Annotated in this window: 17 protein-coding genes; 8 read left to right on the top strand and 9 right to left on the bottom strand. The window is 73.9% G+C overall.

Annotated elements, in window-relative coordinates:
* Nucleotides 1-55: 55 nt before the first annotated feature.
* Together ACZ4YY_RS20145 and ACZ4YY_RS20150 are read left to right on the top strand one after the other, a co-directional pair.
* Nucleotides 56-1,798: a tetratricopeptide repeat protein gene (locus tag ACZ4YY_RS20145; protein WP_468291657.1), complete on the top strand. Its 1,743-nt coding sequence runs from the start codon at nt 56-58 to the stop codon at nt 1,796-1,798.
* Between the two features lie 208 nt (nt 1,799-2,006).
* Nucleotides 2,007-2,585, top strand: coding sequence for a phosphatase PAP2 family protein (locus ACZ4YY_RS20150; RefSeq protein ID WP_468291660.1), 579 nt, complete (start codon nt 2,007-2,009; stop codon nt 2,583-2,585).
* A 41-nt stretch (nt 2,586-2,626) separates the two neighbouring features.
* On the opposite strand, the gene ACZ4YY_RS20155 is transcribed toward ACZ4YY_RS20150, so the two are convergent.
* Nucleotides 2,627-3,271, bottom strand: coding sequence for a class I SAM-dependent methyltransferase (locus tag ACZ4YY_RS20155; RefSeq protein WP_468291663.1), 645 nt, complete (start codon nt 3,269-3,271; stop codon nt 2,627-2,629).
* Between the two features lie 85 nt (nt 3,272-3,356).
* Complete coding sequence (locus tag ACZ4YY_RS20160; RefSeq protein WP_468291666.1) at nt 3,357-6,113, bottom strand: serine/threonine-protein kinase; 2,757 nt, start codon at nt 6,111-6,113, stop codon at nt 3,357-3,359.
* Between the two features lie 189 nt (nt 6,114-6,302).
* Between ACZ4YY_RS20160 and ACZ4YY_RS20165 the strand changes: the two genes are divergently transcribed.
* Entirely contained in the window at nt 6,303-6,476 is a 174-nt protein-coding gene (locus tag ACZ4YY_RS20165; RefSeq protein ID WP_468291669.1) for a hypothetical protein, read from the top strand.
* 199 nt (nt 6,477-6,675) lie between these two features.
* Here ACZ4YY_RS20165 and ACZ4YY_RS20170 read toward each other — a convergent pair whose 3' ends face one another.
* Nucleotides 6,676-8,178: a C40 family peptidase gene (locus ACZ4YY_RS20170; protein ID WP_468291671.1), complete on the bottom strand. Its 1,503-nt coding sequence runs from the start codon at nt 8,176-8,178 to the stop codon at nt 6,676-6,678.
* A gap of 251 nt (nt 8,179-8,429) precedes the next feature.
* Nucleotides 8,430-8,822, bottom strand: coding sequence for a helix-turn-helix transcriptional regulator (locus tag ACZ4YY_RS20175; RefSeq protein ID WP_468291674.1), 393 nt, complete (start codon nt 8,820-8,822; stop codon nt 8,430-8,432).
* Between the two features lie 126 nt (nt 8,823-8,948).
* On the opposite strand from ACZ4YY_RS20175, the gene ACZ4YY_RS20180 reads away from it, so the two are divergent.
* The gene (locus tag ACZ4YY_RS20180; protein WP_468291676.1) at nt 8,949-9,677 is read left to right on the top strand and encodes an ANTAR domain-containing protein; all 729 of its coding nucleotides are present in this window, start codon (nt 8,949-8,951) and stop codon (nt 9,675-9,677) included.
* Nucleotides 9,678-9,897: 220 nt separating this feature from the next.
* Nucleotides 9,898-10,506 carry a flavin reductase family protein gene (locus ACZ4YY_RS20185; RefSeq protein ID WP_468291679.1) on the top strand — a complete coding sequence of 203 codons (609 nt, stop codon included), beginning with the start codon at nt 9,898-9,900 and terminating at the stop codon, nt 10,504-10,506.
* 49 nt (nt 10,507-10,555) lie between these two features.
* Here ACZ4YY_RS20185 and ACZ4YY_RS20190 read toward each other — a convergent pair whose 3' ends face one another.
* The 4 genes from ACZ4YY_RS20190 to ACZ4YY_RS20205 all read right to left on the bottom strand — a co-directional run bounded on the left by ACZ4YY_RS20190 (nt 10,556) and on the right by ACZ4YY_RS20205 (nt 20,488).
* The gene (locus ACZ4YY_RS20190) at nt 10,556-11,521 is read right to left on the bottom strand and encodes an AraC-like ligand-binding domain-containing protein (RefSeq protein ID WP_468291682.1); all 966 of its coding nucleotides are present in this window, start codon (nt 11,519-11,521) and stop codon (nt 10,556-10,558) included.
* 374 nt (nt 11,522-11,895) lie between these two features.
* On the bottom strand, nt 11,896-14,151 hold the full coding sequence (locus tag ACZ4YY_RS20195) for an ATP-binding protein (RefSeq protein ID WP_468291685.1): 2,256 nt from the start codon (nt 14,149-14,151) through the stop codon (nt 11,896-11,898).
* 305 nt (nt 14,152-14,456) lie between these two features.
* Nucleotides 14,457-15,086, bottom strand: coding sequence for a GNAT family N-acetyltransferase (locus ACZ4YY_RS20200; protein WP_468291688.1), 630 nt, complete (start codon nt 15,084-15,086; stop codon nt 14,457-14,459).
* Between the two features lie 200 nt (nt 15,087-15,286).
* A complete protein-coding gene (locus tag ACZ4YY_RS20205; RefSeq protein WP_468291691.1) occupies nt 15,287-20,488 on the bottom strand; it encodes a family 43 glycosylhydrolase in 5,202 nt (1,733 codons plus the stop codon).
* A gap of 257 nt (nt 20,489-20,745) precedes the next feature.
* Here ACZ4YY_RS20205 and ACZ4YY_RS20210 point away from each other — a divergent pair, with 257 nt between their 5' ends.
* From ACZ4YY_RS20210 to ACZ4YY_RS20220, 3 genes are all read left to right on the top strand, one after another.
* A complete protein-coding gene (locus ACZ4YY_RS20210; RefSeq protein WP_468291694.1) occupies nt 20,746-21,405 on the top strand; it encodes a LamG domain-containing protein in 660 nt (219 codons plus the stop codon).
* A gap of 141 nt (nt 21,406-21,546) precedes the next feature.
* Nucleotides 21,547-21,738, top strand: coding sequence for a hypothetical protein (locus ACZ4YY_RS20215; protein WP_468291697.1), 192 nt, complete (start codon nt 21,547-21,549; stop codon nt 21,736-21,738).
* Nucleotides 21,739-21,858: 120 nt separating this feature from the next.
* The gene (locus ACZ4YY_RS20220) at nt 21,859-22,689 is read left to right on the top strand and encodes a lysozyme (RefSeq protein ID WP_468291700.1); all 831 of its coding nucleotides are present in this window, start codon (nt 21,859-21,861) and stop codon (nt 22,687-22,689) included.
* Between the two features lie 58 nt (nt 22,690-22,747).
* Here ACZ4YY_RS20220 and ACZ4YY_RS20225 read toward each other — a convergent pair whose 3' ends face one another.
* Nucleotides 22,748-24,517 (bottom strand): serine/threonine-protein kinase, encoded by a 1,770-nt coding sequence (locus tag ACZ4YY_RS20225; protein WP_468291703.1) that lies wholly within the window; start codon nt 24,515-24,517, stop codon nt 22,748-22,750.
* Nucleotides 24,518-24,567: the final 50 nt, after the last annotated feature.

The following is a 24,567-nucleotide window of genomic DNA, read 5'->3' on the forward strand; positions in this document are numbered from 1 at the left end:
TCCCAGCGGCACGGCCCCGGAAGCGGGGCGGCCGCCACGCGACCAGGGGAGCGCCATGGAGCACACGGACCGAACGGATCACCCGGACTACGACTACGACCTCGGCACCCACAGCCGGCCGGTCACCACCTCGTCGCCCGAGGCACAGCTGTGGTTCGACCGCGGACTCGTCTGGTCGTACGCCTTCAACCACGAGGAGGCCGTCGCCTGCTTCGAGGCCGCCGCCCGTGCCGACCCCGACTGCGCGATGGCCCACTGGGGCATCGCCTACGCGCTCGGTCCCAACTACAACAAACCCTGGGAGTTCTTCGACGACCAGGACCTGACGCGGACCGTCGCCCGCACCCACGCCGCCGTCGAACGCGCCCATGAGAAGTCCACGCACGCCACGCCCGTCGAGCGGGCCCTGATCGGCGCGCTGCGCGCCCGCTATCCGCAGGAGCGGCCCGCGAAGGACTGCTCGGTGTGGAACACCCCCTACGCGGACGCCATGCGCGCCGTGCACCGGCTGGCCCCCGACGACCTCGACGTCGCCGCCCTGTACGCGGACGCCCTGATGAACCTGACGCCGTGGCAGTTGTGGGACGTCCGCACGGGCCGGCCCGCCGAGGGCGCCCGCACCGTGGAGGCCGGAGACGTCCTCGAAGCGGCGCTCGCCACCGACGCCGGGGCCCGGCACCCGGGCCTGCTGCACCTGTACGTCCACCTGCTGGAGATGTCCCCCACCCCGGAGACGGCCCTGCCCGTCGCCGACCGGCTGCGCGACCTGGTGCCCGACGCCGGGCACCTCCAGCACATGCCCTCCCACCTGGAGGTGCTGTGCGGCGACTACCGCGCCGTGGTGTCGGACAACAGCCGGGCGATCGCCGCCGACGACAAGTACCGGGTGCGGGCCGGGGCGATGAACTTCTACACCCTCTACCGGGCCCACAACCACCACTTCAAGATCTACGGCGCGATGTTCCTCGGGCAGGCGCGGGTCGCGCTGGAGGCCGCCGACCGGCTGGAGGAGGCGCTGCCGGAGGAACTGCTGCGGGTGGAGAGCCCGCCCATGGCGGACTGGCTGGAGGCCTTCCTGCCGATGCGGGTGCACGTCCTCATCCGCTTCGGCCGCTGGGACGACATCCTGGCCCTGCCGGAGCCCGCGGACACCGAGCTGTACAGCATGACGACCGCGCTGCGGCACTACGCGCGGGGGGTGGCGCTCTCCGCGACCGGCCGCATCGACGGGGCGGAGACCGAGCGCACGCTGTTCCGGGAGGCCGTCGCCCGGGTCCCCGAGTCCCGCATGCTGTTCAACAACACCTGCGCGGACATCCTCGCGATCGCCTCCGCGATGCTCGACGGCGAACTGGAGTACCGCAAGGGCCGTCACGACGCCGCCTTCGCCGCCCTGGAGCGGTCGATCGAGCTGGACGACAACCTCCCCTACGACGAACCGTGGGGCTGGATGCAGCCCACCCGGCACGCCTACGGCGCCCTGCTGCTGGAGCGCGGCCGGGTCGCGGAGGCCGAGGCCGTCTACCGGGCCGACCTGGGGCTCGACGACACACTGCCGCGCCCCTCGCAGCACCCCGGCAACGTCTGGTCCCTGCACGGGCTCCACGAGTGCCTCCTGCGGCAGGGCAAGGACGCGGAGGCGCGGATCGTCGCGCAGCAGCTGAAGTTCGCGACCGCGCTGACCGACGTACCGGTGCGGGCCTCCTGCTTCTGCCGCCTCGACACCGCTCCCACGGTGACGTCCTCGGACGTCACCGGGCCCGCCGGTCCGCCCGGATGCTGTGCCGTGGAGAATTGACCGACCAGCCGCCCAGGCGGGGAGACCGATGGCGCTGTGCAGGCGGAGCGGGCCGCACCCGGTGGTTTCGACGCCGGCGGAGCGCGCGGGACCGCCCCGCCGGGGCACCGCCCGGCCGCCGCGTCCGCGTACCGGCCGTGACCCGGCGGCGTGTCGCCGCAACGGCCCCTCGGCCGCCCGTAGACCCGCACGACCCAGGAGACCGACGATGTCCGACCGCCGCCCGACGCAACGCGTCCACATCCCGCACCTGGTGCGCGACCTCGCCACCCTCGACCAGGCCCTGTACGAGGCGGTCACCGTGACGAGGACACCGACCCTGGACACCGCGCTGCGCCGGCTGTCCGCGGCGGCGGACCACTCCAAGCTGTCCTTCGCGGTGGCCGGGCTGCTCGCGCTGCGCGGCGGCCGGGCCCGCCGGGCCGCCGCCCTCGGTGTCGCCGCCATCGGTGTGGCCTCGACCACCGCCAACCTGCTGGGCAAGCAGCTGGTCCGGCGGCCACGGCCGCACCGTGCGGAGGACTCGCCGTTCCCGGGGCGGCACGTGCCGATGCCGGACTCGGCGTCCTTCCCGTCCGGCCACACCGCATCGGCGGTCGCCTTCGCGGCCGCCGTCGGCCCGGCCCTCCCGGTCGCCGCGGTCCCGCTGGGCCTGCTCGCCTGCGCGGTGGGCTACTCGCGGGTGCACACCGGTGTGCACTACCCGGGTGACGTCGTGGCGGGAGCACTGCTCGGCACGGGATCGGCGGCCCTGGTGACGGCCGTCGCGTCCCGCCGCACCCGCTGAACCCGGGGGCGGGAGCCGATCACCGCTCCCGCCCACGGGAGTCACAAGCCTCGAGGTCGCCCGCAGTACAGGAAGAGCTGGGGCTCCGGCCCGGCCTCCGGGTGGTCGGGGGTGAACAGCACGTTCTCCTCGGCCAGCACCGTCAGGCCCGCCCCGCTCACCACCGCGGCGAGATCCTCACCGGCGAAGCTGGAGACCCGCACGGGCTGTCCCATGAAGACCGCGTCCACGCCCTCCACGTCCAAGGGCACGGTGGCGAGCACCAGACTGCCTCCCGGCCGCACCGCCCGCGCCAGCCGGCCCACGACCTCCGACTGCTGCGCGCGGTCCATCTGCAACAGCGAGAAGTACACGCAGACCGCGTCGAACGAGTCGTCCTCGAGCGGCAGTTCCCGCACGTCGACGCAGCGGAACGCGGCCTCGGGCACCTGCCGTGCGGCGAGGTCGATCATGACGGGGGAGACGTCGACGCCCAGCACGTCATGGCCGGCCCGCGCGAGCGTCTCGGCCGTCGGCCGGCCCGTCCCGCTGCCGACGTCCAGCACCCGGCTGCCCGGCGCGAGCCGTCCGAGCAGCCACTCAAGGGACCGGTGGTGCGCCTCGGAGTGGGCGAACGCCTTCTCGTACGCGGTCCCCAGAGCGTCGAACACCGCCGCCGCCCGCCGTCCGTCGTTCTCGCCGGTCACTCCGGCTCCTCCCGTCGTGATGAGCAGGTCCCGCGCATCCTCGCACCCCTGACGGGGGCTCACAACGCCGCCGTGCCGAGGCCGTTCAGGGCGCACCGCGCAAGGTGAGCAGGCGCAGCAGGGCGCGGGCGTCGCGCACGGTCGGGTGTCCTTCGCCCAGGTGGACGGCGGCCTGGGCGACCGCCCGCTCGGCGCGGGCCGCCCCGCCCGGTTCGGTGCAGCCGAGCATGGCGAGCGACACCGTCATCCGCAGCGTGAACGGATGCCGCTCGCCCAGCCGTCGCCGCGCCTCCGTCAGGAACGCGGCGCACTCGAGGCGCATCCGCTCCGTCGGCTTCGCCGTGCTCTCCCGTTCCCAGGCCAGCACCCGCGCCTCGATCTCCCGCGCTGCCTCGCGCACGGCGTCGGCGTGCCCCGCGTCCGGCGCGTCGACGCCGTCGGCCGCGGACGGGACGGCGCCCTCCCCGGCGTTCCTCGGGTCCGCCGAGGTCTCGTACCGCCGGGCCCCGGGGAGCGTCGCGTGGTCCCGGATCAGGTCGCGGGCCGCGTCGGAGAGGCGGGGCGCGGCGATCCGGCCCGCGGCCGCCTCCGGTACCAGCGCCGCGGCCACCTCGGCGGGGGTGAGCCGTTCGGCAGGGTCGAGCCGCAGACAGCCCCGTACGACCTCCTCGAGACCGACGGGCAGTCCCGTCAGGTCCGCCCGGCCGGCGGGGATGTTCCGCTTCACGGCCGGGAGGTCGACGCCCCACGGCAGCCGGCCGAGCGCCAGCCGCGCCAGCAGGGTGCCCAGGGAGAACACGTCGCTGGCCGGGGTGTAGTGGGCGTCGCCGCGCAACTGCTCCGGGGAGGCGTACGGGTACGTGCCGGCGAAGCCCTCGCGGGGCTGTGTCAGCCGTTCGATCTGGGCGATGCCGAAGTCGATGACGCGCGGCCCGTCCTCGGTCATCAGCACGTTGGCCGGCTTCAGGTCGAGGTGGACGATCCCCGCCTCGTGGATCGCCGCGAGGGCGGTCGCGACGCCCGCGCCGACGCGGCGCACGGTCTGCTCGTCCAGGGCGCCGAACCGCTGCGTGAACTCCTGCAGGGAGGGCGCCGAAACGTACGGCACCGCCATCCACGGGACGTCCGCGTCGGTGTCGGCGGCGATCACCGGCACCGTGAACCGTTCCTCGCGCACCCGCCGGGCGGCCGCCACCTCGTGGGCGAAGCCCTCCCGGATGCCGGGGTCGGTCGCGTACTCGGCGTGCAGGGTCTTCACGGCGACGAGGATCCCGTCGGCGTCCCGGCACAGGTACACCCGTCCGAAGCCGCCCGTGCCGACGCGTTGCAGCACCTCGTACGGGCCGAACGCCGGCGGATCGCCCGCCGCCCGCGCGGCCCTTGCCCGGTGCGGTGCGCGCCAGTCACCGAGGGCCTCGGCCCCGTCGTCGAAGACGGTGACCTCGCGCGGCGGCCGGGGCGCGGGCGGCCGGTCCCTGGGTTCCTCCTCGGCGACCACCTCGACCGGCACCGCGACCGGGCCGTCCGGCCCGAACGTGTACGCCTGCGCGGCGACCCGGTCCTCGCCCAGGGCCTCGACGCACGCACCGAGCAGGCCGAGTCCGGAGCACAGCGCCGTGTCCTCGGGCGTGGGGCGCAGTCCCGGGCGGGCGAAGTAGAGCGCGAGCACCTCGTGGCCCTGCCGGGCCAGATCCTCGACCAGGGCCGTCCACCCCTCCACGGACACCGCGTGCGGGCCGGGTACGCCGACACCGGCCGCGAGACTCGCCGCGAGCCCCGTCGCCTCCGTCGCGGGGCCCGCGCGGCGCGCTCTGGTCAGCACGCCGAACGCCGTCGTCGGTGCCGCCGCCACGTCGTCGGCCATCCGTGTGCTCGCGGAGCCGGTGACCCGCAGGGCGGTGGTCCGCGCCCGGGCGGCGAGCGCCTCCCGTCCTGAGCGGACGAGATCGTGATCGGGGGCCCCGGGGCCCTGGCCGCGCCGCTCCAGACACTCCAGGACCCTGCCGTACGCCTCGCTCGCCGCCTCGAACTCCTCGGCGGCGACCGCCGTCCTCGCCTGCGCGACGCGCGCCTCGAGGGCCTGGTCGCTGCCCGTGCCGTACAACTGCTCGCTGGTGTCGGCGATCCGGGCGTACATCCGCGTCGCCCGTCGGGCGTCGCCCGCCGCCTCGATGGCGCCGACCGCCGCCAGGAGGTCGCGCAGCCCGTCGTGGCCGCCTTCCTGACCGAGCGGCAGGCCGCCGGCGAGCCGTGCGTAGTGGCCGCGGGCGATGGTGGTGACACGGTGGGTCGGGCCCAGCTCCCGCTCCGCGGTGCCCAGCATGGCGGTGAAGGTGCGCAGCGCCGCCGCGGTGTCGCCGGCCTCCATCTGCCAGTACCCGACGTTGCACAGGAGGTCGAGCGCGGCCTCGGTGCGGCCGTCGGCCTCTGCCGCGCGCTGCAGGTCCTGGTAGCGGCGGACGGCCTCGTCGTGGCGCCCGCAGCGGCCGTACCAGTGCGCGAGCTGGTGGCCGGCGAGACGGGTGTGCGGGTGGCCGGGGCCCTGGTGGGCCTCCTGGTCGGCGAAGAGCCGCGTGAACAGCTCGACGGCGCCCGCCGGGTCACCCGACTCGCCGGTCCAGTGCGCGAGCTGGTGCCGTAACCGCAGGGTGTGCGGGTCGTGCGGCCCCAGCTCCCGGGTCGCCCGGACGACCAGCGCGGTGTATTCGTCGACGGCCCTGGCGTGGCGTCCCGCCCTGCCGTGCTGCTCGGCCTCGGCTACGGAGCGCAACTCCTCCACGCTGCCCGCCCGATCGCTCTTCCCGCCCGCCGTGTCCTTGGCGCGCCCGGATCCCCACCGCATGGAGCCCCCCTGCTCTGTCGTGGCCTGCATTGGTCAGTTCACGCCACGTGCGCGGGGACGGTTCCCGAAAGAGGCCGGAATCCGAGTTTCCACTACCGTGAGTAACATGGTCAACTTTCACGAAGCTGGGGCTACTCGTGAGTAGGCAGCGTGTCCCGGCAGCCTTCGTACCCGTCTGGAGGACCCCCCATGACCTCTCCCGAGGAAGCCCTGCACCAGGCCCGCGCCACCTATGAGGAGCATGCGCGCACCTGCCGCCAGTGTCACGTCGACACGGTTCCGTGCGCCGTCTCCAAGCACCTGCTGCGCGCCTACAACAACGCCCGCCGGGGACAGATGCGGGCGAACTCGGCGGCGCGCTGAGCCGACGCCGCCCGGGTCCGGGCAGTCGGCCCGAGGGTCCTTGCAGTATGGCCGCCTGGGCCGCGCGGCCTGGTACCGCACCTCGCCGCGTTGCCGGAGAACCCTGGTAGCTCGCTCCGCTACAAGGGCTCTCCGGCGCCTTGTGATGCACGGCACCGTTCCACGCGGCCTGATGAGGCGCTCACAGTGCAAGGACCCCTCAGGCGGGGCGCACCGCGCCGCGCAGGGCGCCCTCGCCGAGGGCGTGCACCGAATCCTCGCGGATGTAGGCTCCCGGGCCCGGCGCGTGGATCATCAGACCGCCGCCCGTGCACAGCCCGGTGTGGCTCAGGTCGTCATGGAAGAAGACCAGGTCACCGGGCTGGAGTTCGTCGAGGCCCACCCGGGTGAAGGCCCGTGCCTGGTCGACCGCGCTCCGCGGCAGCGTCACCCCGGCGGCCTTCCAGGCGGCCTGGGTGAGGCTGGAGCAGTCGTAGGACTCCGGACCGGTCGCACCCCACACGCAGGGCCGGCCGATCTGGGCCCGCGCGAAGGCGATGGCCTTCTCCGCCTTGCCGAGATACGCGGGTCCGGTCGCGTGGGTGGTGGCCTCAGCGGGGGCGGGAGCGGGGGAGAGGGCGGGGGCCGGGACCGGGGCCGGAGCGGCAGCCGGTACGGGAGGCGTGAAACCCGTGGTCGGAAGGGTGAACTCGGGCACCGGCACGGAGAGTTCAGGGGCGGGCAGGACGGGGGCGGCCGGGGTCGGCGCCAGGAGGTCGCCGTAACTCGCCGCGAGCAGGCCCGTCTCGGGCGGCGGGAAGGCGGACGTGGGCGCCGGGACGACCGGCGCCGGGGCCGCGAAGCCGGTCAGGGGGGCGGGGAGGTCCGCGCCGGTCGACAGGAGGAAACCGCGCCCGTCCGTCCCGCCGGACGGTTCGTTGTCGACGGCCGGCTGCCGCCCCGTCCACGAGTCCGTGGACGGCCGGTAGGCCGGCAGCTCTCCGGTGTCCCACAGCTGCTCGACGGGCCGCGACTCGACCGCGGGAAGCGCCGGGGCCGGCTGGGGGGCGGTGCGGGCGAGCATCTCGCGGGCCGCGGTGAGCTTCTCCCGGATCTGTTCCTTGCTCGAACGCAGCGCCGCCTGCGGCGCCCCGGGCGAGGCGGCGGCCGACGGGGCGGCCCCCGGCGCCGGCAGCAGGGCGGTGGAGGCCTCCTGGCGCGGTTCGGGCACCGCCGGCAACGCCGCCACGGCCCGCCCGGTCAGCTCCGGTACCGGCCGCTCGGGCGCCTCGAGCTCCCGTCGGCCGCCGCCTGCGGCCTCGAGCTCCCGTCGGCCCCCCGCCTCCGGCTCCCGCACCGCGCCCCGGTCGGCCGGCTGCTCCGGGATCCTCGGCGGGCGCGCGGCCGGGGCGGCGCGCTCGGGCAGCCGGTCGCCGGGCAGCGTCGCGGGCACGGTCGGCCCGACCCGGCTGCGTGCCACGTCGAACCACTGCCGGGCCACGGCGTCGAGCGACGGATCGGTGGCCCGCCCGCTGTTGGCGACGGTCCTCACAGTCCTGCGGGTACGGCTCGACATGGCGCGGGTGGCGTTGAAGGTGCCGGTGTCCGTCTCCGCACGGTCGTAGAGCGAGCTGACCCGCTCCTGGATCTCCGCCCGGCTCACCTCGCCGGCCTCCTCGAAGCGGGCGGTGCCCGTGGAGCGCGGGGTGCGGTCCGTCGCCATGGAAGACGTACTCCTTCCGTGCTCCGCCGGCCGAGTGGGCGAGGGGCCGGGGTGTCTTCCGGACCGGCGTCCCGGGCTCGCCGCTCTGCGGGCGGTCCAGCCCCCTGGGACTGTGCGCCCCCGGCTCGGGCCGTACCACTGGTGTCACGGACTCGGCGGAAGCCGCGCGGCCGGCGGGGTTCGCCGGAGTCGGTCGTGCGGCCTGCGCGTCAACCTAGCCAACTTGTGTGGCTGGTGTGAAGATTCACGCGTCAAATGTCCGATACGTATTCGTGACCTTCGTCTCTCTCGGACGCGATGACGTTTGAGTCGGCCCGACTTGACCGATACGCCTCGCCGCGGTCCGCCTCGTCCCGTATCAGCAGGGTCAGCAGGGAGGCCACCGTGAGCCCCGCCTCCGCCGGATGGCGCAGCACCTTGCCCGGTTCGATCCGGTAGGTGTTGCCGCGGCCCGCGCGGGTGTGGGACAGGTAGCCGTCCTGCTCGAGGTCGGCGATGATCTTCTGGACGGCGCGTTCGGTGAGCCGGCAATGCGCGGCGATGTCGCGGATGCGGGCACTGCGGTTGTCAGCGATGACGGCCAGCACGCGGGCGTGGTTGGTCAGGAACGTCCATCCGGTATGCGGCTCAGGCACTCCCTCCATGCGGCGATTGTACGGGCGAATATTCGTGCAAACAAACGCCTGAACTCCATTTCGTGTATTGGTTGACGGGTGACAGGTTCACGGGTGACGCTGGTTGTCGAAGCCCAGTGACCGGGGGAGGCGGTCATGCCAGAACCTGCGTACGACGCCCCGCCGTCGTCCGTACCGGAGATCGTCGTGCGTCCCGACGGTGACCGTGCCGTCGTGGCCGTCAGGGGTGAACTCGCCCTCGACTCCGTCGCACACCTCGAGTGCGCCCTGCGTGCCGCCCTCGCGTCCGCCGTCAGCGGTGTGGAAATGGACCTGGGCGAGGTCGCGTTCATCGACTGCTCCGCCCTCAACGCGCTGATCGTCGCGCGCGAGCAGGGTCTGAGACAGGGGAAGACGCTCGTGGTCCGCACGGCGGGCCCGGTCGTCGAGCGCCTGCTCGCCCTGACCGGTGCCGACACCCTGTTCGCCGCCTCCGCGCCCGAGCAGCGGGCGGACGCGGACGGCGCCGCCCGGGGCGACCGCGTCGAGCAGGACCTGCGCATCGAGGTGGTGCAACTGCGCCGGGCCATGCAGACCCGCCCGGTGATCGACCTCGCCCGCGGCATTCTCATGGCCTCCTTCGCCCTGAGCGCCGACGAGGCGTGGCGGGTGCTGGTCGAGGCCTCCCAGCGCACCAACACCAAGCTGCACCACCTCGCCGACGACCTGGTGTCCGCCGTGCGGGGACCCGCGCCGGACGAGGCGGTGCGGGAGCAGGTGGCGGCGGCGGTGGCGAAGGTCCGGTCGGGGCCGGTGGAGTCCCCGAGACTGTCGGTGACGCCCAAGGCGTCGGCGGACGCGCGAGCCGATCGCGGGGAGGTCTGAGCCGCCCGTGCGGCGCGCCGGGCGACCGCGTCGAAGTCGGAACGGACCGTGCGGAGATCCCGCGTCCACCCACTCCGACACCGTCCGCCAGATCGAGGGCGTCGCCGCCGTGCGGTCCTTCCCCTGCTTCGCCATCCACACCCACCGCTTGCTGCGGGACGTCGGCTGAGGTCAGGGTCGCCCGCACCGCCCGCACCGCCGTCCGGTAGAACTGGTTGCCATGCGCATCGACTTCGCCCCCCAGACCGTGGGCGCGGGAGCCTTCTACCGGCTGCTCACCGCCGTCGTCGTCCCCCGGCCGATCGCCTGGGTGTCGACCCTGGCGGCCGACGGCACCACCGCCAACCTCGCCCCGCACTCCTTCTTCACCGTCGCCTGCACCGACCCGCCGGTGGTGCAGTTCACCTCCGTCGGCCGCAAGGACACGCTGCGCAACATCGAGGCCACCGGCGAGTTCGTCGTCAACCTCGCGCCCGAGCCGCTCTTCGAGCAGATCAACGCGAGCGCCGTCGACTTTCCGTCCGAACAGGGCGAGTTCGACGCCGTCGGCATCGAGCGGGAGCCCTCGCTGCGGGTCCGGCCGCCGCGAGTGGCGGCCTCTCCGGTGGCCCTGGAGTGCCGGCTGCACTCCACCCTGGGCATCGGCAACTCCACCCTCGTCCTCGGCCAGGTCGTGCACGCCGCCGTCGACGAGGCCGCCGTCGTCGACGGACACCCCGACATTCGCAGGCTGCGCCCGCTGGCCCGGCTCGGGGCGGACGAGTGGAGCACGATCGGCGAGGTCCGCGACCTGGCCCGCATCTCCTACCGCGACTGGCCGGACAACTGACGGCCCCCGCCCCGCAGGGCCCGGCGGAACGGCCGGCGGGCGAGCCGTGTCAGCCGGCCGGGGCGGCACCGCCGCAGTCGCGCCACTCGCGGGGCGGCATGCCGTACGCGCCGCGGAAGACGCGGCTGAAGTGGGCGGGGTTGGCGAAGCCCCAGCGCCGGGCCACCGCGGAGACCGAGGGGCCCGCCGTGCCGCGGGCGCCCAGTTCGCGGGCGCACTGCTCCAGACGGCGCTGCTGGATGAGACGGCCCACCGTGACACCCTCGCCCTCGAACAGCCGGTGCAGGTAGCGCACCGAGATGTGGTGCGCGACGGCCACCGTGTGCGGGGACAGCTCCGGGTCGCCCAGGTGGCGGTCGATGTGGTCCCGGATGCGCCGGACGAGGTGCCCGTGCGGGCTCGCCTCCGCCGTCGCCTGCGGGCGTGTCCGCTCGTCCACGAGCGTGGCGAAGAGGTCCACGACACTGCCGGCGAGCCGTGCCGCGACGGCCGGTGAAGAGGCCGGCACCGATGCGGTCAGGGCGGTCAGGAACGACACCAGCAGGGCACCGAGCCCCTCCGTGCCCGCGACCGCCGTGCCGGTGACCTGCCGCAGGACCTCCTCGGGCAGCCCCACCACCCGGCGCGGCATGTGCACGACCCGCGCCGCGAACGGCTCGGGGTAGTCCAGCGCGTACGGGCGTGTCGTGTCGTAGACCACGAGCCCGCCCTCGGCCACGTCGGCGCGGCGGCCGTCCTGGAGCAGCGTCCCCCGGCCGGCCGTCTGGACGCCGAGGGCCACGTAGTCCGCGGCGGTGTGGGCGATGTGGCGGGACGTGCGGCTGGCGCGCAGCGGGCCGGCCTCGATCGTGGAGAGGCGCAGACAGCCCAGCCGCGCGGTCGAGATGCGGCCCGTCAGCGGGGCGTCGCCGTGCGCGGTGACCGTCATCGGCACCTGCGCTCCGCTCCATGCGTGGCCCCAGCGGCCGAGTCTGTCCTCGTCGGGGACGGAAGCCGTCGTCAGCACCAGGTTCACCCGGTTCTCCTCTCCACCTGTGCGTACCGGCGGAGACTTCGGATCCATGGCGCTGTGGGGGAGGAGGGCCACACGGGTCCCACCACCGCCGCCGCCGGGGAGGGCGGCCACGCTGCGGCCCGTTCTTCCCCGCCGTGACCAGCCAACCAGTGGCCCGGCGCCGCCTCCAGGCAGGAAGCAGGCAGAAAGCGCCGCCGCACCGGGACGGCGGCGTGCGGTGCGCTGACGGAACAGCCCTGTGCGTCGGGGGACAAGACCGGGCGGGCAGGCCCGGGGCAGGATGGCGGTACGACGAGGGGAAGTCGCCCGCCTCGACGCCGCCCGGACCCCGGTCGTGTTCTCGCGTCGCGGCGGCGCGGGCCGGGACCGGGACGTCAGTCGGCGTCGAGGCGGGCGAGACGGTCGCGGGCCTCGGCGACGCTCCTCGGGTCGGCGTCGAGGCCCAGGGAGACACAGCGGGTGAAGGCCTCCCGCGCCTCCTCGGGCCGTCCGGCGGACACCAGCATGGTGCCCAGGTGGACCAGGCACCGGCTCAGCATGCCCGTGTTGCGGCTGTCGAGGCTGAGGCCGACGGCGGTGCGCACGTGGGCGACGGCCTCCTCCCACCGTTCCGACAGGGCGTAGGAGCGGCCGATGCCCACGTACAGGTTGAGCCGGCCGATCGCGGCGATGTGCGGTTCGATCCGGTCGCCGGCCTCGTCCAGGAAGGCCAGGGAGCGCAGGTCGCAGTCGAGGGCCTCCTCGGGCCGGCCCGCCTCCAGCAGGATGACGCCCTGGCCGCTCATGGCCTGCAGGGTGCCGTGGAGATCGTCGGCCGCCTCGAACAGACGGGCGGCCTCGCGGACGGCGCCGAGGGCCGCCTCGAAGTCGCCGAGCAACCGGTGCGCCCAGGCCTGGTAGTTGTGGGCCCACGCCTGTTGGGCGAGGTCGCCGGCGCGCCGCGCCGCCTCCAGCGCCAGGGCGGAGCGGGAGAGACTGTCGAAGGGGCGGCCCTCGCACAGGAGCACCGCCCAGGCGTGGTAGTTGAGCTGGGTCGCCTCGACGAGGGGGTCGCCCAGCGCCTGCGCGGAGTCGGCGGCCGTGCCGAACACCTCCGACCAGTGCCCCCAGAACATCCACTGGTCGGAGAACCAGTGCAGCGCCTCGGCCACCTCCACGACGGTGGCGTGCTCACCGGCGGTGGCCGCCGCGCGCAGGGCCGCCAGCCAGTTGGCGCCCTCGGCCTCGAGCCACCGGCGTGCCAGGTCGGCGGACGACAGGTCGACGGTCCCCCGCCAGGTGGGCGGCGGCGCGCCGTGGTCGGGCTCGAACCAGCGGCCCGCCACCACCGCCGTCTCCAGCAGCCAGCGGTACAGGGCCGCACGGGAGCGCTCGGCGTCCGGGCCGCTCTCCTCCGCCTCCAGCCGCGTACGGGCGAACAACCGCAGCAGGTCGTGCATCCGGTAGCGGTCCGCGTCCGCGCCGAGCAGCCCCGTCTCGACCAGCTCCTCCAGCGCGTCCTCCGCGTCGTACACCTTCTGCCCGGTCAGTTCGGCCGCCCCCGCGGCCCCGACGTCCGGGCCGGGCACCAGCGCCAGCCGCCGGAACAGCCGCGCGGCCGACGGCGTCAGCTGCCGGTACGACAGGTCGAAGGCGGCGTCGACGCGGACGTCTCCGGCGGCGAGCGCCTCCAGCCGGCGGTCCTCGACGGCGAGGCGGTCGGCGAGCCGCCGCACGGTCCACCCGTTCCGGGTGGCGAGCCAGTTGCCCGCCACCCGCAGGGCCAGCGGAAGGTGCCCGCACCGCTCGGCCACCTCGGCGACGGCGGCCGGCTCGGCCGCGGCCCGCTCGGTTCCCACGAGGCCGGTCAGGAACACGGCCGCCTCGGCCGGGCTCAGTTCGCCCAGCGGCAGACGGTGTACGCTGTCCAGCCCGGTGAGCATGCGCCGGCTCGTCACCACCACCATGCCCGTGCCGGCGGCCGGCAGCAGCGGACGCACCTGGCCCTCGTCCCGGGCGTTGTCGAGCACCAGCAGACAGCGCCGTTCGGCCAGCAACTGCCGGTACAGCGCCGTGTGGCCCTGCGGTCCGGCCCTGACCAGGTCGCGGTCGGCCACCTGGAGCGCCTTGAGGACACCGAGGACCAGTTCGGCGGGGCCGGGCGGTTCGTCGTCCGTTCCGCGCAGATCCACCACCAACTGCCCGTCGGGGAAGCGGGCGGCGAGGCTGCGGGCGGCGTGCAGCGCCAGGGTGGTCTTGCCGGCCCCCGGCGGTCCGGACACCGCCACCACCACCGGTTGGGCGGCGTCCCGACGCGCGGCCAGCTCACCCAGCCGCGCCACCTCCTGCTCCCGGCCGACGAAATCGTCGATGCCGCGGGGGAACGCCCGTACGCCCACCGGGCTGTAGCCGGGGGCCCGCCCGGCGCGGGCCGCCGCCAGCAGGCGCTCCCGGCCGGCCTCGTCCAGGCCGAGACCGTCCGCGAGCGCGGCGACGGTCCGCCGCTGCGGAGCCGCCCGGCGCCCCCGCTCCAGGTCCCCGATGCCGCGCACGCTCACGCCCGACGCCTCCGCCAGACCCTCGATGGTCAGCGACCCGGACAGCCGTAACTCCCGCAGCAGCGCCCCGAACACCGCCCGCTCCCCGCTCAAGCCCGTCCCTTCCGATCGGCGTGCCCCCCCGCCCGCACCCGCGAGCATGATCATCCGATTCTAGGAGAGCGGACCGGCGGGTCCCCGCGCCGCACGGGGCGGGGACCCGCCGGCCGCATCCGGGCGGGCCGCTCGGGCGGGGTTCCGGACCGTTTCACAGCGGAGCGCCCCGGCCGGGACGGCATCCGGGGGAGCGTCGGCCGGCCCGACCCCGTGCGGGGCGGCGCTCTCGCCCGGCACCAGCGGACGGCGGCCGTCCCGGAGAGCCTGCCGTCGGGCGCCCGGCGGGACCGGCCGCCCCGCCGTCATCGTGCGGTGGGTCGGCCCAGGTACCAGACCGGCCCGGGGTCGGGGACGGCGATCTCGCTGAACCCGAGCCGGTCGTAGAACGCCCTGGCCGGGGTGTTGGCCCGCACCATACACAGATGCACCGCCCCGACGCCCCGGGCCCGCAGGGCGTCGAGAAGGGCGTGCATCAGGGCCCGGCCGAAGCCGCGCCCCTGCCAGGGCGGCAGCAGGTCGATGTGCAGGTGGGCGGGGTACGGCTCCAGTTCGGGCAGCACCATGCGTTCCGGGTCGTGCAGCAGGGCGGTCATCCGCTCGCTGGGGGTGTCCGGGGTGCCGACCGGCGGGGGGTAGCGGCCGGCCACCGAGGGCAGCCACCCCGTGCGGAAGCGGCGGGCGAAGTCCGGGGTGTCGGCGGTGCCCAGGATGTAGCCGACGGCCCGTCCGTTCCCGTCGTCCAGCACATGGGCCAGTTCCGGCTCCAGGTCGACGTACGGATAGGCGAAGATCGTCGGCATCAACTCGCGGTCCGGATACACCGCCGAGGAGTCCTTGCCGTCGAGGGCGGTCCGGACGCAGATGTCCGCGACGGCCGGTCGGTCCGAGGCCCGGTAGGGGCGCACGAAGGGCACGGGTGGCACGGGTGTCATGCCCTGGATCCAAGCATGCTTGGGAGCGCTCCCACAATGCCTTCGCGTCCCTCTCTGGGCTCGCCCCCGGATACCGGAGGCGTCCCCGCCTGAGGCTCGCCCCGGGTACCGGACACCTGTCCGCCGTCAGGCGACGGACACCGGCCGGCTGCCCGGTACCCGGCACGGGCCCGCCGCCGGTTGCGGCGGGCCCGTGGAGGTCACAGCCGGGGGAGGCCGACGCTGACGAGGCCGGTGACCGTCGCCCCCGCGGGGAGGTCGTAGAGGACCTCACCGGTGGACGTGTTCCAGATGCGGATGCCGAAGGTGTCCGGGCCGTCCGCGGCGGTGACGCGGTAGGTGTAGCCGGCCCTGCCGTCGACCGTGCCGGAGCCCTGCAGGACGGCCCGCTCGCCGGTGACGACCAGCCAGTCGACGCCGGTGGAGCGGAGCTTCAGCCGCGCCGGGAGGAAGTCGAAGGTGACCTGCCCGGTCGGGACAGTGGCTCCCGTCCGGTAGAGCGCGGCGAAGGCGAAGGACGCCGGGCCCGTGCGCGCGGGGTCGGTTCGGTGCGCGCCCGCCGGGGAGGCGACGAGCCCCGCTCCGGACGCCGGGCCGGCCGCCCGGTCGTACACGACCAGCTCGGGGAGGGTCCTGGCGGCCGGGGCGCCGTCGTCGTCCGTGACGGTCACCACCGGGCGGTGGATGCCCGCCCGGGTGTAGGTGTGCTCGGCCCGGCAGCCGGAGGCGGTCACCGTGCCGGGAGCGGGCGCGGTGCCGTCCTGCCAGTCGACCGCGCAGGTGTGGGTGTCGGTGCTGCCCGCGTCGGTGAACAGGGCGGTGACGACGGCCTTCTGCCGGACCGGCACCGGGACCTTCGGCCCGGTGGCGGAGGTGATCGCCGGAGCCGCGTTGGCGACCGTGACGACGGCGGTGTCGCGGCTGCGGCCCCCGGCCAGGGTGACCGTGTAGCTGCCGTTGTCGGTGCAGGTCAGCGTGGTGCGGGCGGCGGAGGGGTCGGTCACGGTGCAGGGCGCGCCGTCCTCGACCGTCCAGTGCGCGGTGCCCGCCCCGGAGAGCGTGCCGGCCAGCACGACGGCGTCACCCTCCGTCCCGGAACCGTCCGGGCCCGCGTGGACGACGGTGACGGGGTCGACGCTCGTCAGGGTCGGCACGACCTTCCTGATCAGGCCGTCGGTGTCGAACTCGAGCTTGTCGACGGTGGTTTCGCGGTGGGTGCCGTCGCCGCCGGGGATGGCGAAGCGGTGGTAGGCGATGTACCAGTCGTCGGTGCCCGGTACCTGGACGACCGAGTGGTGGCCGGGGCCCTTGATGCCGAGGGAGAGGTCCTTCTCCAGGATCACGCCGCGCTTGGTCCACGGGCCGGTGGGGGAGGGGCCGGTGGCGTAGGCGACGCGGTAGTTCTCGTCGCGGGTGTCGTTCTCCGACCACATGAAGTAGTAGGTGCCGTTGCGCTTGATGACGAAGGAACCCTCGTTGTAGCCGCTCGGGGTGATGTCCTTCACCTGCGCGGCGTCGAAGGAGACCATGTCCGCGTTGAGCGGGACGACGTAGCCACGGCCGTTGCCGAAGTACAGGTACGACTGGCCGTCGTCGTCGGTGAAGACGGCCGGGTCGATCATCTGCCCGCTGAACTGGCCCGCCTTCAGCAGCGGCCTGCCGAGCGGGTCCCGGAACGGGCCCGTGGGCGAGTCGGAGACCGCGACCCCGATGTTGGCGTCGGCGGAGAAGTAGAAGTAGTACTTCCCGTCCTTCTCGGCCATCGTCGGCGCCCAGGCCCTGCTGTCCGCCCACGACACGTCCGGCCCCAGGTCGAGGATCACGCCGTGGTCCTTCCAGTGGACCAGGTCGGTGGAGGAGTACGCCTTGAACTGCGTGCCGCTCCAGCCCGCGAAGCCGTCGGTGGTGGGGTAGAGGTAGAAGGTGTCGCCGAAGCGGACGATGTTCGGGTCGGCGTTCAGGCCCGGCAGCACCGGGCTCTTCATGATCAGCGCCGACACCGTCCAGGTGCGCTTCCTCCCGTCGGATCCGGTCACCTCGTACGTCACCGGCTCGCTGAAGTCGTGGACGCTGCCGGAGGCCGGGCTGATCGCGGCCCCGTGGGCGAGGGCGAACTCCGGTGCCAGGGCGGTGAGGTCGGTGCCCTCCCTCAGCGGCAGCGTGACGGTGCCGTGCGCGTTGTCGACGATCGCGTCGACCTTCAGCGAGGGGTGCGTCGCCTTCGCGATGCCCGCGGTGTTGCCGCTGAGCTCCATGACCTCCGCGGCCGACAGGGCCCGGCCGTAGACGCGGAAGTCGTCGACCTCGCCGCCGAAGTAGGGATCGGCCGCGTACAGGGACCTGCCGATGTAACCGCTGTAGTCCTTGGCCGCGTCGTACAGCTCGGACGGCTTGATGGTGGTCGTCGTGCGGGCCGCCTCGACGCCGTCGGCGTAGAGGACCATCGTGCCGGTCGTGCCGTCGAGCGTGAGCGTGACGTGCCGCCACTCGCCGGGCGTGAGCTGTGAACCGGCCGTCAGCTTCGACTCCGCCGACCAACTCGCCTTGGTGATGGCCGAGTAGAGGCTGGAGCCGCCGTTGGAGGGGGTGGTGAAGAGGTACTTGTTGCTGTCGGGGCCGAGCCCGAACAACCACTGGAAGCCGGCGCCGCCCTTCCACTTGGCGTACGTCGACACGGTCACGCTGCCGGCGTTCTTCAGCACGCCGTTCGGGATCTTCACGTACGGGGAGGTGGCGGTGTCGCCCGACATCCTGAAGGAGCCGTCGTGCACACCGGTGCCGAAGGCGGGCGTGCGGACGTACGTGCCGTGGTAGCCGTGGCCGCTGGAGTCACGGGCGATGCTGCCGCCAGTCTCGTCGAAGTCGTAGTGCAGGAGCAGGTCGGCGGGCACGTCCGGGCCCTCCGCCGAGACGGTGACCTCGGCGCGGACCTCGGTGGCCGAGCCGTCCGCCAGGACGCCCCGCACCGTGAAGACGCCGGCTCGGGCGTACGCGGAGGCGGGGACGTCGTCCCAGGTGACCGAGACGGGCCGGCGCCCGCCGTCGGCGTACTCGGCGATCACGGTCGCGGGCAGGACCGGTGCCTCGCCGACGCGGGTCTTCACCGTCACGTCCTCGACGCTGCGCACGAGCTGGTCGGGCTGGTAGGTGCTCAGCAGCCGGTCGTACTCGGCCTGGGTGACCGGCAGGACGGTGCCGTGGCGGGGCCGTGCCGGGAGGTCGTAGCCGGTGGACGGGGTCCAGACGCCGGAGTCGAGGTCGGTCGTCTCGAACGGGATGTAGCCGCGGCCGCCGAACTCGTCGAGGAACGCGTACCACTTCTCCTCGGTGTTCGACTTGAACACCAGCGGCCCCTCGGCCGCGTTCATCGCGCCCTTGCCGATGCCCTCCGCGACCGCGGTCCAGGAGGTGTTCAGCAGCGAGTCGCTCTTCTCCTCGAAGACGAACTTGCTGTTCGGGGTGGAGGACGTGTTGTTCCGCTCGTCCTTGGAGAGGCGGTAGTAGGTGCCGTCGTGCCGGATCACCGTGGAGTCGATGACCGAGTAGCCGCGGTCGATCCAGACCTTGGGCTCGCTGAAGGTGTAGAAGTCCCGGGTCGTCGCGTACATCATCCGGTTGTAGGTGTCGCCGGTGTGCCCGGCGTTGTCGTAGAGCTTCGACGCCCAGAACACCACGTACTCACCGAGCCGCGCGTCGTAGTAGGCCTCCGGGGCCCAGGTGTTGCCGGCGCTGTCGGGGGAGACCCTCACCAGGCGCTGGTTGGTCCAGTGGACCAGGTCGGTGGACTCCCAGACCATGATGGACTTGCTGCCGGTGCGCTGGGAGGCGTCCCAGTCGCCGTTGCCGTAGATCCTCAGGTCGGTCGCGATCTGGTAGAACTTGTCGCCCTCCGGGGAGCGGATGATGAACGGGTCGCGCAGGCCCTGCTCACCGAGGGACGAGGTCAGGACGGGCTTGCCGTTGTTCAGTTCCCGCCACTTCAGCGGGTCGTCGCCCTTGCTGAGCGCGAAGTAGAGCTGCTCGCCGTCCGCGGTGCCCTCGCCGGTGAAGTAGCTGAACAGGTAGCCCTTCAGGGCGGCGGGCGCGGGGAGCTCGGGCACCGTGGCCGTGAACACGCGGGTCGCCTTCGCGTCGCCCTTGCTCACGGTCGCGGTCAGCTCGACCGTGGTGGCGCCGGTGCCGTGCGCGGGCCGGTGGACCACGCCGTCGGCGGCGATCACGTCCGGCCGTGCGGAGGACCAGGTGACGGCGGTGCCGAAGGTGCCGGCGGCCGGGAGGGTGAGGTTGCCGCGCACGTCGTCCAGGTTGTGCACGCTCAGGGCGGCGGCCGCCTGCCGGGCGGAGGCGGCGTCGTCGAACGCCGCGGGGACCGTGACGTCGAAGGCCGCGGTGGCGGTCACCGTGCCCTTGCGCAGGGTCGCCGTGAGCGTGGCGTGGCCGTCGGGTGCGCCGGCGGCCGGGCGGGTCACCTTGCCGGTGTCCGACACCACGGACGGGTTGTCGCTGGCCCAGGTGATCGCGGAGCCGCCGGCGGTGCCGGTTCTCGGCAGGTTCAGGTCGGCGGTGACGGCGCTCGTGTCGCCGAGGGTGAGCGCGGCCTTGTCGTCGGCGACGCCCCGGGTGGCGACGGGCAGGGCGAGCTGCTCGACCTCGGAGGCGGCCAGGGCCCGGTCGTAGACGCGGAAGTCGCGCATCCGGCCCTTGAACAGCTTGTCGCCCGTGTAGACCGACTTGCCGACGTAGTTGGCCGTGGTGGTGCCGGAGCCGATGGCGCCCGGGGTGATGGTGACCGAGGTGTTGCGGGCGACCTCGACGCCGTCCTCGTAGAGCACGCCGGTGGTGCCGGTCTGGGTGTAGGTGATGTGCTTCCACACCGACCGGGTCAGGTTGTGCCCGTCGGCCGGCCTGGTGTTCTGCTCGGTCGACCAGTTGCCGGTGGCGATCGAGGTGCGGAAGGAGTTGCCGGTGGTGAACAGGTAGCCGTTGCCGCTGCCCCCGCTGGAGTTGCCGAAGCCGTAGAGGAAGTACGGGGTGCTCTGGGCGGCGTCGATCAGCACGTCCGTGGAGACGGTGATCGCGGCCATGCCCTTCATGACGTCGTTCGGCATCCTGACGTAGGTGTCGGTGCCGTTGAAGGCGAGGCCCTGACCGGCGGCGGACCAGTCGGCGGTGCCCTGGACCGTGCCGTTGCGGCCGTGCCCGGAGGCGTCGGCGACCGTGGTGCCGGACGCGCCGTCGAACGGGTACCACAGGGCCAGCCCGTCCGTGACGTCGCCGACCTCCGCCGCCTGGGCCGGGGCGGTGACGCCGACGAGGCCCAGGAGCAGGGACGCGGCGGTGAGTCCGGCGAGCCGGCCCGCCCGGCGTCTCGCGCGTATGCGAAGTCGTGGCATGTGCGTCATGGGCCCGCCGTTTCAACTGTGTGACGTGATGTTGCGTGAGTGTCAGACGAGCTGTGGGGCGCCGTCAAGGGTTTCGAACCATGTCCGGCAGGCCGAACGAGGGGTCGGTGAGGGGTCGTGGCGATGGGCACGCGCGTGCGCGTCGGTCCCCCGGCCGGGTGGACGTCGGCCCGGCGCGCCCGGGGCGCCGCATGAGCGGGGGTGAGCAGGGGAGACCTCGCGCTGAGCGCATCTGCGCGAGGACGAGGAGGACGCCAGTGAGCGACGTCGTTTTCCGAGCCGACTTCACCTCATCCCGACAGTGGGTCGCGGGCCGTTCCTGGGCCTATCCCGACGGCGGGCCCGTCAACCCCGACGACAACAAACTCGACCACCTCGTGTCCGACCCCGCCTACGCGCGTGGCGGCACCTTCCGCGCCACCCGTCGCGCCGACGGCCTGTGGGACACCGGACTGCTCACCACGGAGGGGAGCGAGGAGGGATTCACCGTCCGGGCCGGCGACCGCCTCGAGGCCCAGGTCCGGCTGCCCGTCGAGGTGGGGGCGTGGCCCGCCATCTGGACGTGGCGCGACGGGGACCAGGAGATCGACGTCTTCGAGTACCACCCCGACAACCCGGACCTGCTGGAGCTCTCCAACCACGTGCGCCGCGCCCACCGCTACCACCGGGACGAGGCCGTCCGCCCCGGCGGACGGATCGCGCTGAGCGTCGAGTTCGGCGCCGACGACGTCGTCTGGTCCCTGAACGGCCGCCCCGTCTTCTCCGACGGCCGGGGCGTGGGCGAGGACTGGTACGCCTATCTCATCGTGAACCTGTCCGTGTGCGCCGGCCGCTACCACCCGGCGCCCGGTTCGGAGACGACCGAGATGTCCTTCGAGGTGTCCGGCCTCACCGTGCACCGGACGTCGTGCGCATGAGCGAACCCTGACACGGCCGTCGCGTCCCGGCCACGCGACGGCGGCCGTTCGGGGACGGACTACTCCGAATGGCTCGTCCCGGCGGGACGAGCGGCGGCGTGCGCGGTCTTCTGGAGGCAAGCCCGACAGAAGGGAAGAACCGTGTACGAGATGAAGGTGGGCCTCGCGTCGGGTGGCGGTGGACACGTGTGGCACGTGGTGTTCCCGCACGGCGACAACAGTCTGTGCGGCACCGACCTGTCGGCCGCCCGAGCGGCCTCGCACGACACCGACCGCCACTGTGCGCCGTGCATGGTCCGGTTGCAGGAGTTGCTCGACGCCCAGAGACACTGACCCGGACCGGCCGGCGGTGGGCACGGGAGCGAGGGCGCGGATGCCGCGTCCTCACCCGTTCGCACCGCCGTCGGCCGCCCACGACGTGCGGACCCCGGCGACAGCACGTCAGATGGGAGCGTGCTCAAGCGAATAGCAACGGCGGTCGTCCGCCTCCGTCTCTACGCGACCGGTCTCCCGGTCGCCGTGTCGTTGTTGGTGGCCGCGGCGGTACCGCCGTCCCCCGACGAGTCCGTCACCGTGCCCGTCCGCGGCTCGGCCTACATGGGAATGGGCGTCGTCCCCCACGACGGCCGCTCCGGCTCTCCCCCCACCACCCGCGCGCTCCAGCCGGAGGGCGTGGACGTCTCCAGTCACCAGCGCACCGTCGACTGGACGGCCCTGTGGACCTCCGGCACCCGGTTCGCGTATGTGAAGGCGACCGAGGGCACCTACTACACCAACCCCTATTTCAGCGGACAGTACGGCGGCTCCCGCACCGTCGGCATGATCCGCGGCGCCTACCACTTCGCGACCCCCGACACCGCGAGCGGCGCCACACAGGCCGACTACTTCGTCGACCACGGCGGCGGCTGGTCCGGTGACGGCATCACCCTGCCCGGCGTCCTCGACATCGAGTGGAACCCCTACGGCGACGACTGCTACGGCAAGTCGCCCGGCGCGATGGTCGCCTGGATCGGCGACTTCCTGGCCCGCTACAAGGCCAGGACCGGCCGGGACGCCGTGATCTACACGGCGACCAGCTGGTGGACCCAGTGCACCGGCAACCACGACGGCTTCGCCGCGACCAACCCCCTGTGGATCGCGCGCTACGCCACCACCCCGGGCACCCTCCCGGCCGGTTGGACACGCCACACCATCTGGCAGTACACCTCCACCGGACCCACGGTCGGCGATCACGACCGGTTCAACGGCACGGAGGAGGCGCTGCGGGCGCTGGCCGAGGGCTGAGGGGCTGTGCACCGTGCCCGCCGGGGCACGGTGCAAGGACCTCTGAGGCCGGGAGCGGCTACCCCCCGAACGGCATCACGCGGGTCACCCGGCCCTTGGTGTCGGCCTCCAGGTAGCCGCTCTCGCTGTGGTCGTTGCTGAGGTAGACCGCCATTCCGGCCGGGGTGTCGAACACGGTGTTCGGCTCCCTCAGCAGCAGGTAGCGGGTGTCCGCGTCGGACACGTTCAGCTTCTTCTCCGCCTCGGCGAGCAGCGCGGGCACCCGGTCCCAGGCGAAGCCGTCGAGGCTCACCGGCTGCCGCCCGCCGGTCAGCGAGCCCTTGACGATGCCCTTGCGCACGCCCTCGCCGGGGCGGTAGGTGTACAGGTCGTACTGGGTGTCGCTGCCCTCCACCATCAGGTAGGCGGAGACGTACTCCGGGTACACCGAGAGGCTGCCGAAGCGGTCCCGTCCCGTCTCCTTCTCGAACGCCGCGACGGCGGTGCGGATGCCCTGCGGGGTGAGCAGGTCGGTCGTCCCGCTCTGCCGGGTGCCCTCGGCGGGGGCGGCGCTCGCCGAGCCGGAAGCGCCGGTGGCCGGGGCCGTGGCCGTGACCGATGGCCGCTCGCCCGAGTCGCCCGAGTCGGGGTCCCCGCCCCCGTCCGGCAGCAGCGCCCACACGAGGAAGCCGGCCACCGCGAGACCCGCACCGGGCAGGGCGAACCGCGCCCGGCGCGGGCGCCGGGCCGGCGGCCGGAGCGCGGTCGTCGACGGCGTGGCGCCACCGTGCCACGGCGGGGCGGAGGCGGGCGGCGGGACGGTGGGCCCCGTCCACGGGGTCGAGGACCCGGGTGCGGCACCAGGGCGATCCCACGCTGTCGGTGTCGGTGTCGGTGCCGCGGGTGGCGGACCGAACACGCCCGCAGCGGCGGCGGCTTCCCCGCCGGACGGGCCCTGCGGCGGGGACAGCCGGTAGGAGGTCTGCGTCCCCCGCCCGTCCACGGTCCGCCCCCGCGCCACGTCGGCGAGCATCCGCTCCAGCGCCGGCGCGTCCGGCCGGGCCGCGGGGTCCCGGACCAGGACCCGCATCAGCACGTCCCCCAGGGCGCCGGACCGCTCCGGCGGCGGCACCTCCTCGGACAGGACGGCGGCGAGCGTCGCCAACGTCGTCCCGCGGCGCAGCGGGTGCCGTCCCTCGACGGCCGCGTACAGCATCATCGCCAGCGACCACAGGTCCGAGGCGGGCCCGCCCTCCTGGCCGGACACCCGCTCCGGCGCCATGTAGTCGGGGGTGCCGATGACGGATCCGGTGGCGGTCAGGGCGGTCGCCTCGCGGACCGCGGCGATCCCGAAGTCGGTGAGCACGGGACGGCCGTCGGGGCGCAGCAGCACGTTGGCCGGCTTGACGTCCCGGTGCTGGATGCCGGCGTCGTGCGCCGCGCGCAGCGCGGACAGGACCTCCAGGCCGAGCCGCGCCGCCTCGAGCGGGTCCATCGGACCGCGGGCGAGACGGTCGGCCAGCGAACCGCCGGTGACGAGTTCCATGACGATCCAGGGGTAGCTGCCCTCGCCCCCGTCGACCACATGGTGGATCGTCACCACGTTGGGGTGGTCGATCCGGGCCAGCGCCCTGGCCTCCCGCAGCACCCGTTCGCGCAGCATCCGCGCCGCGGGCGGGTCGTACTCGGCGAGGCCCGGGTCGGGCGGGCGGACCTCCTTGACGGCCACGCTGCGGTGCAGCACCAGGTCCGTGGCACGCCACACCATGCCCATCCCGCCGCCCCCGAGCCGTGCCACCAGCTCGAAGCGCCCGTCGACGACCCGTCTGTCGCTGTCCGCCTCACTCATGCGCGGGAGCTTAGTTGTCCGGACCGACGAGGACCGACCGGGTCCGGGCG

The sequence above is a fragment of the Streptomyces sp. NPDC030143 genome (genome assembly GCF_055573695.1).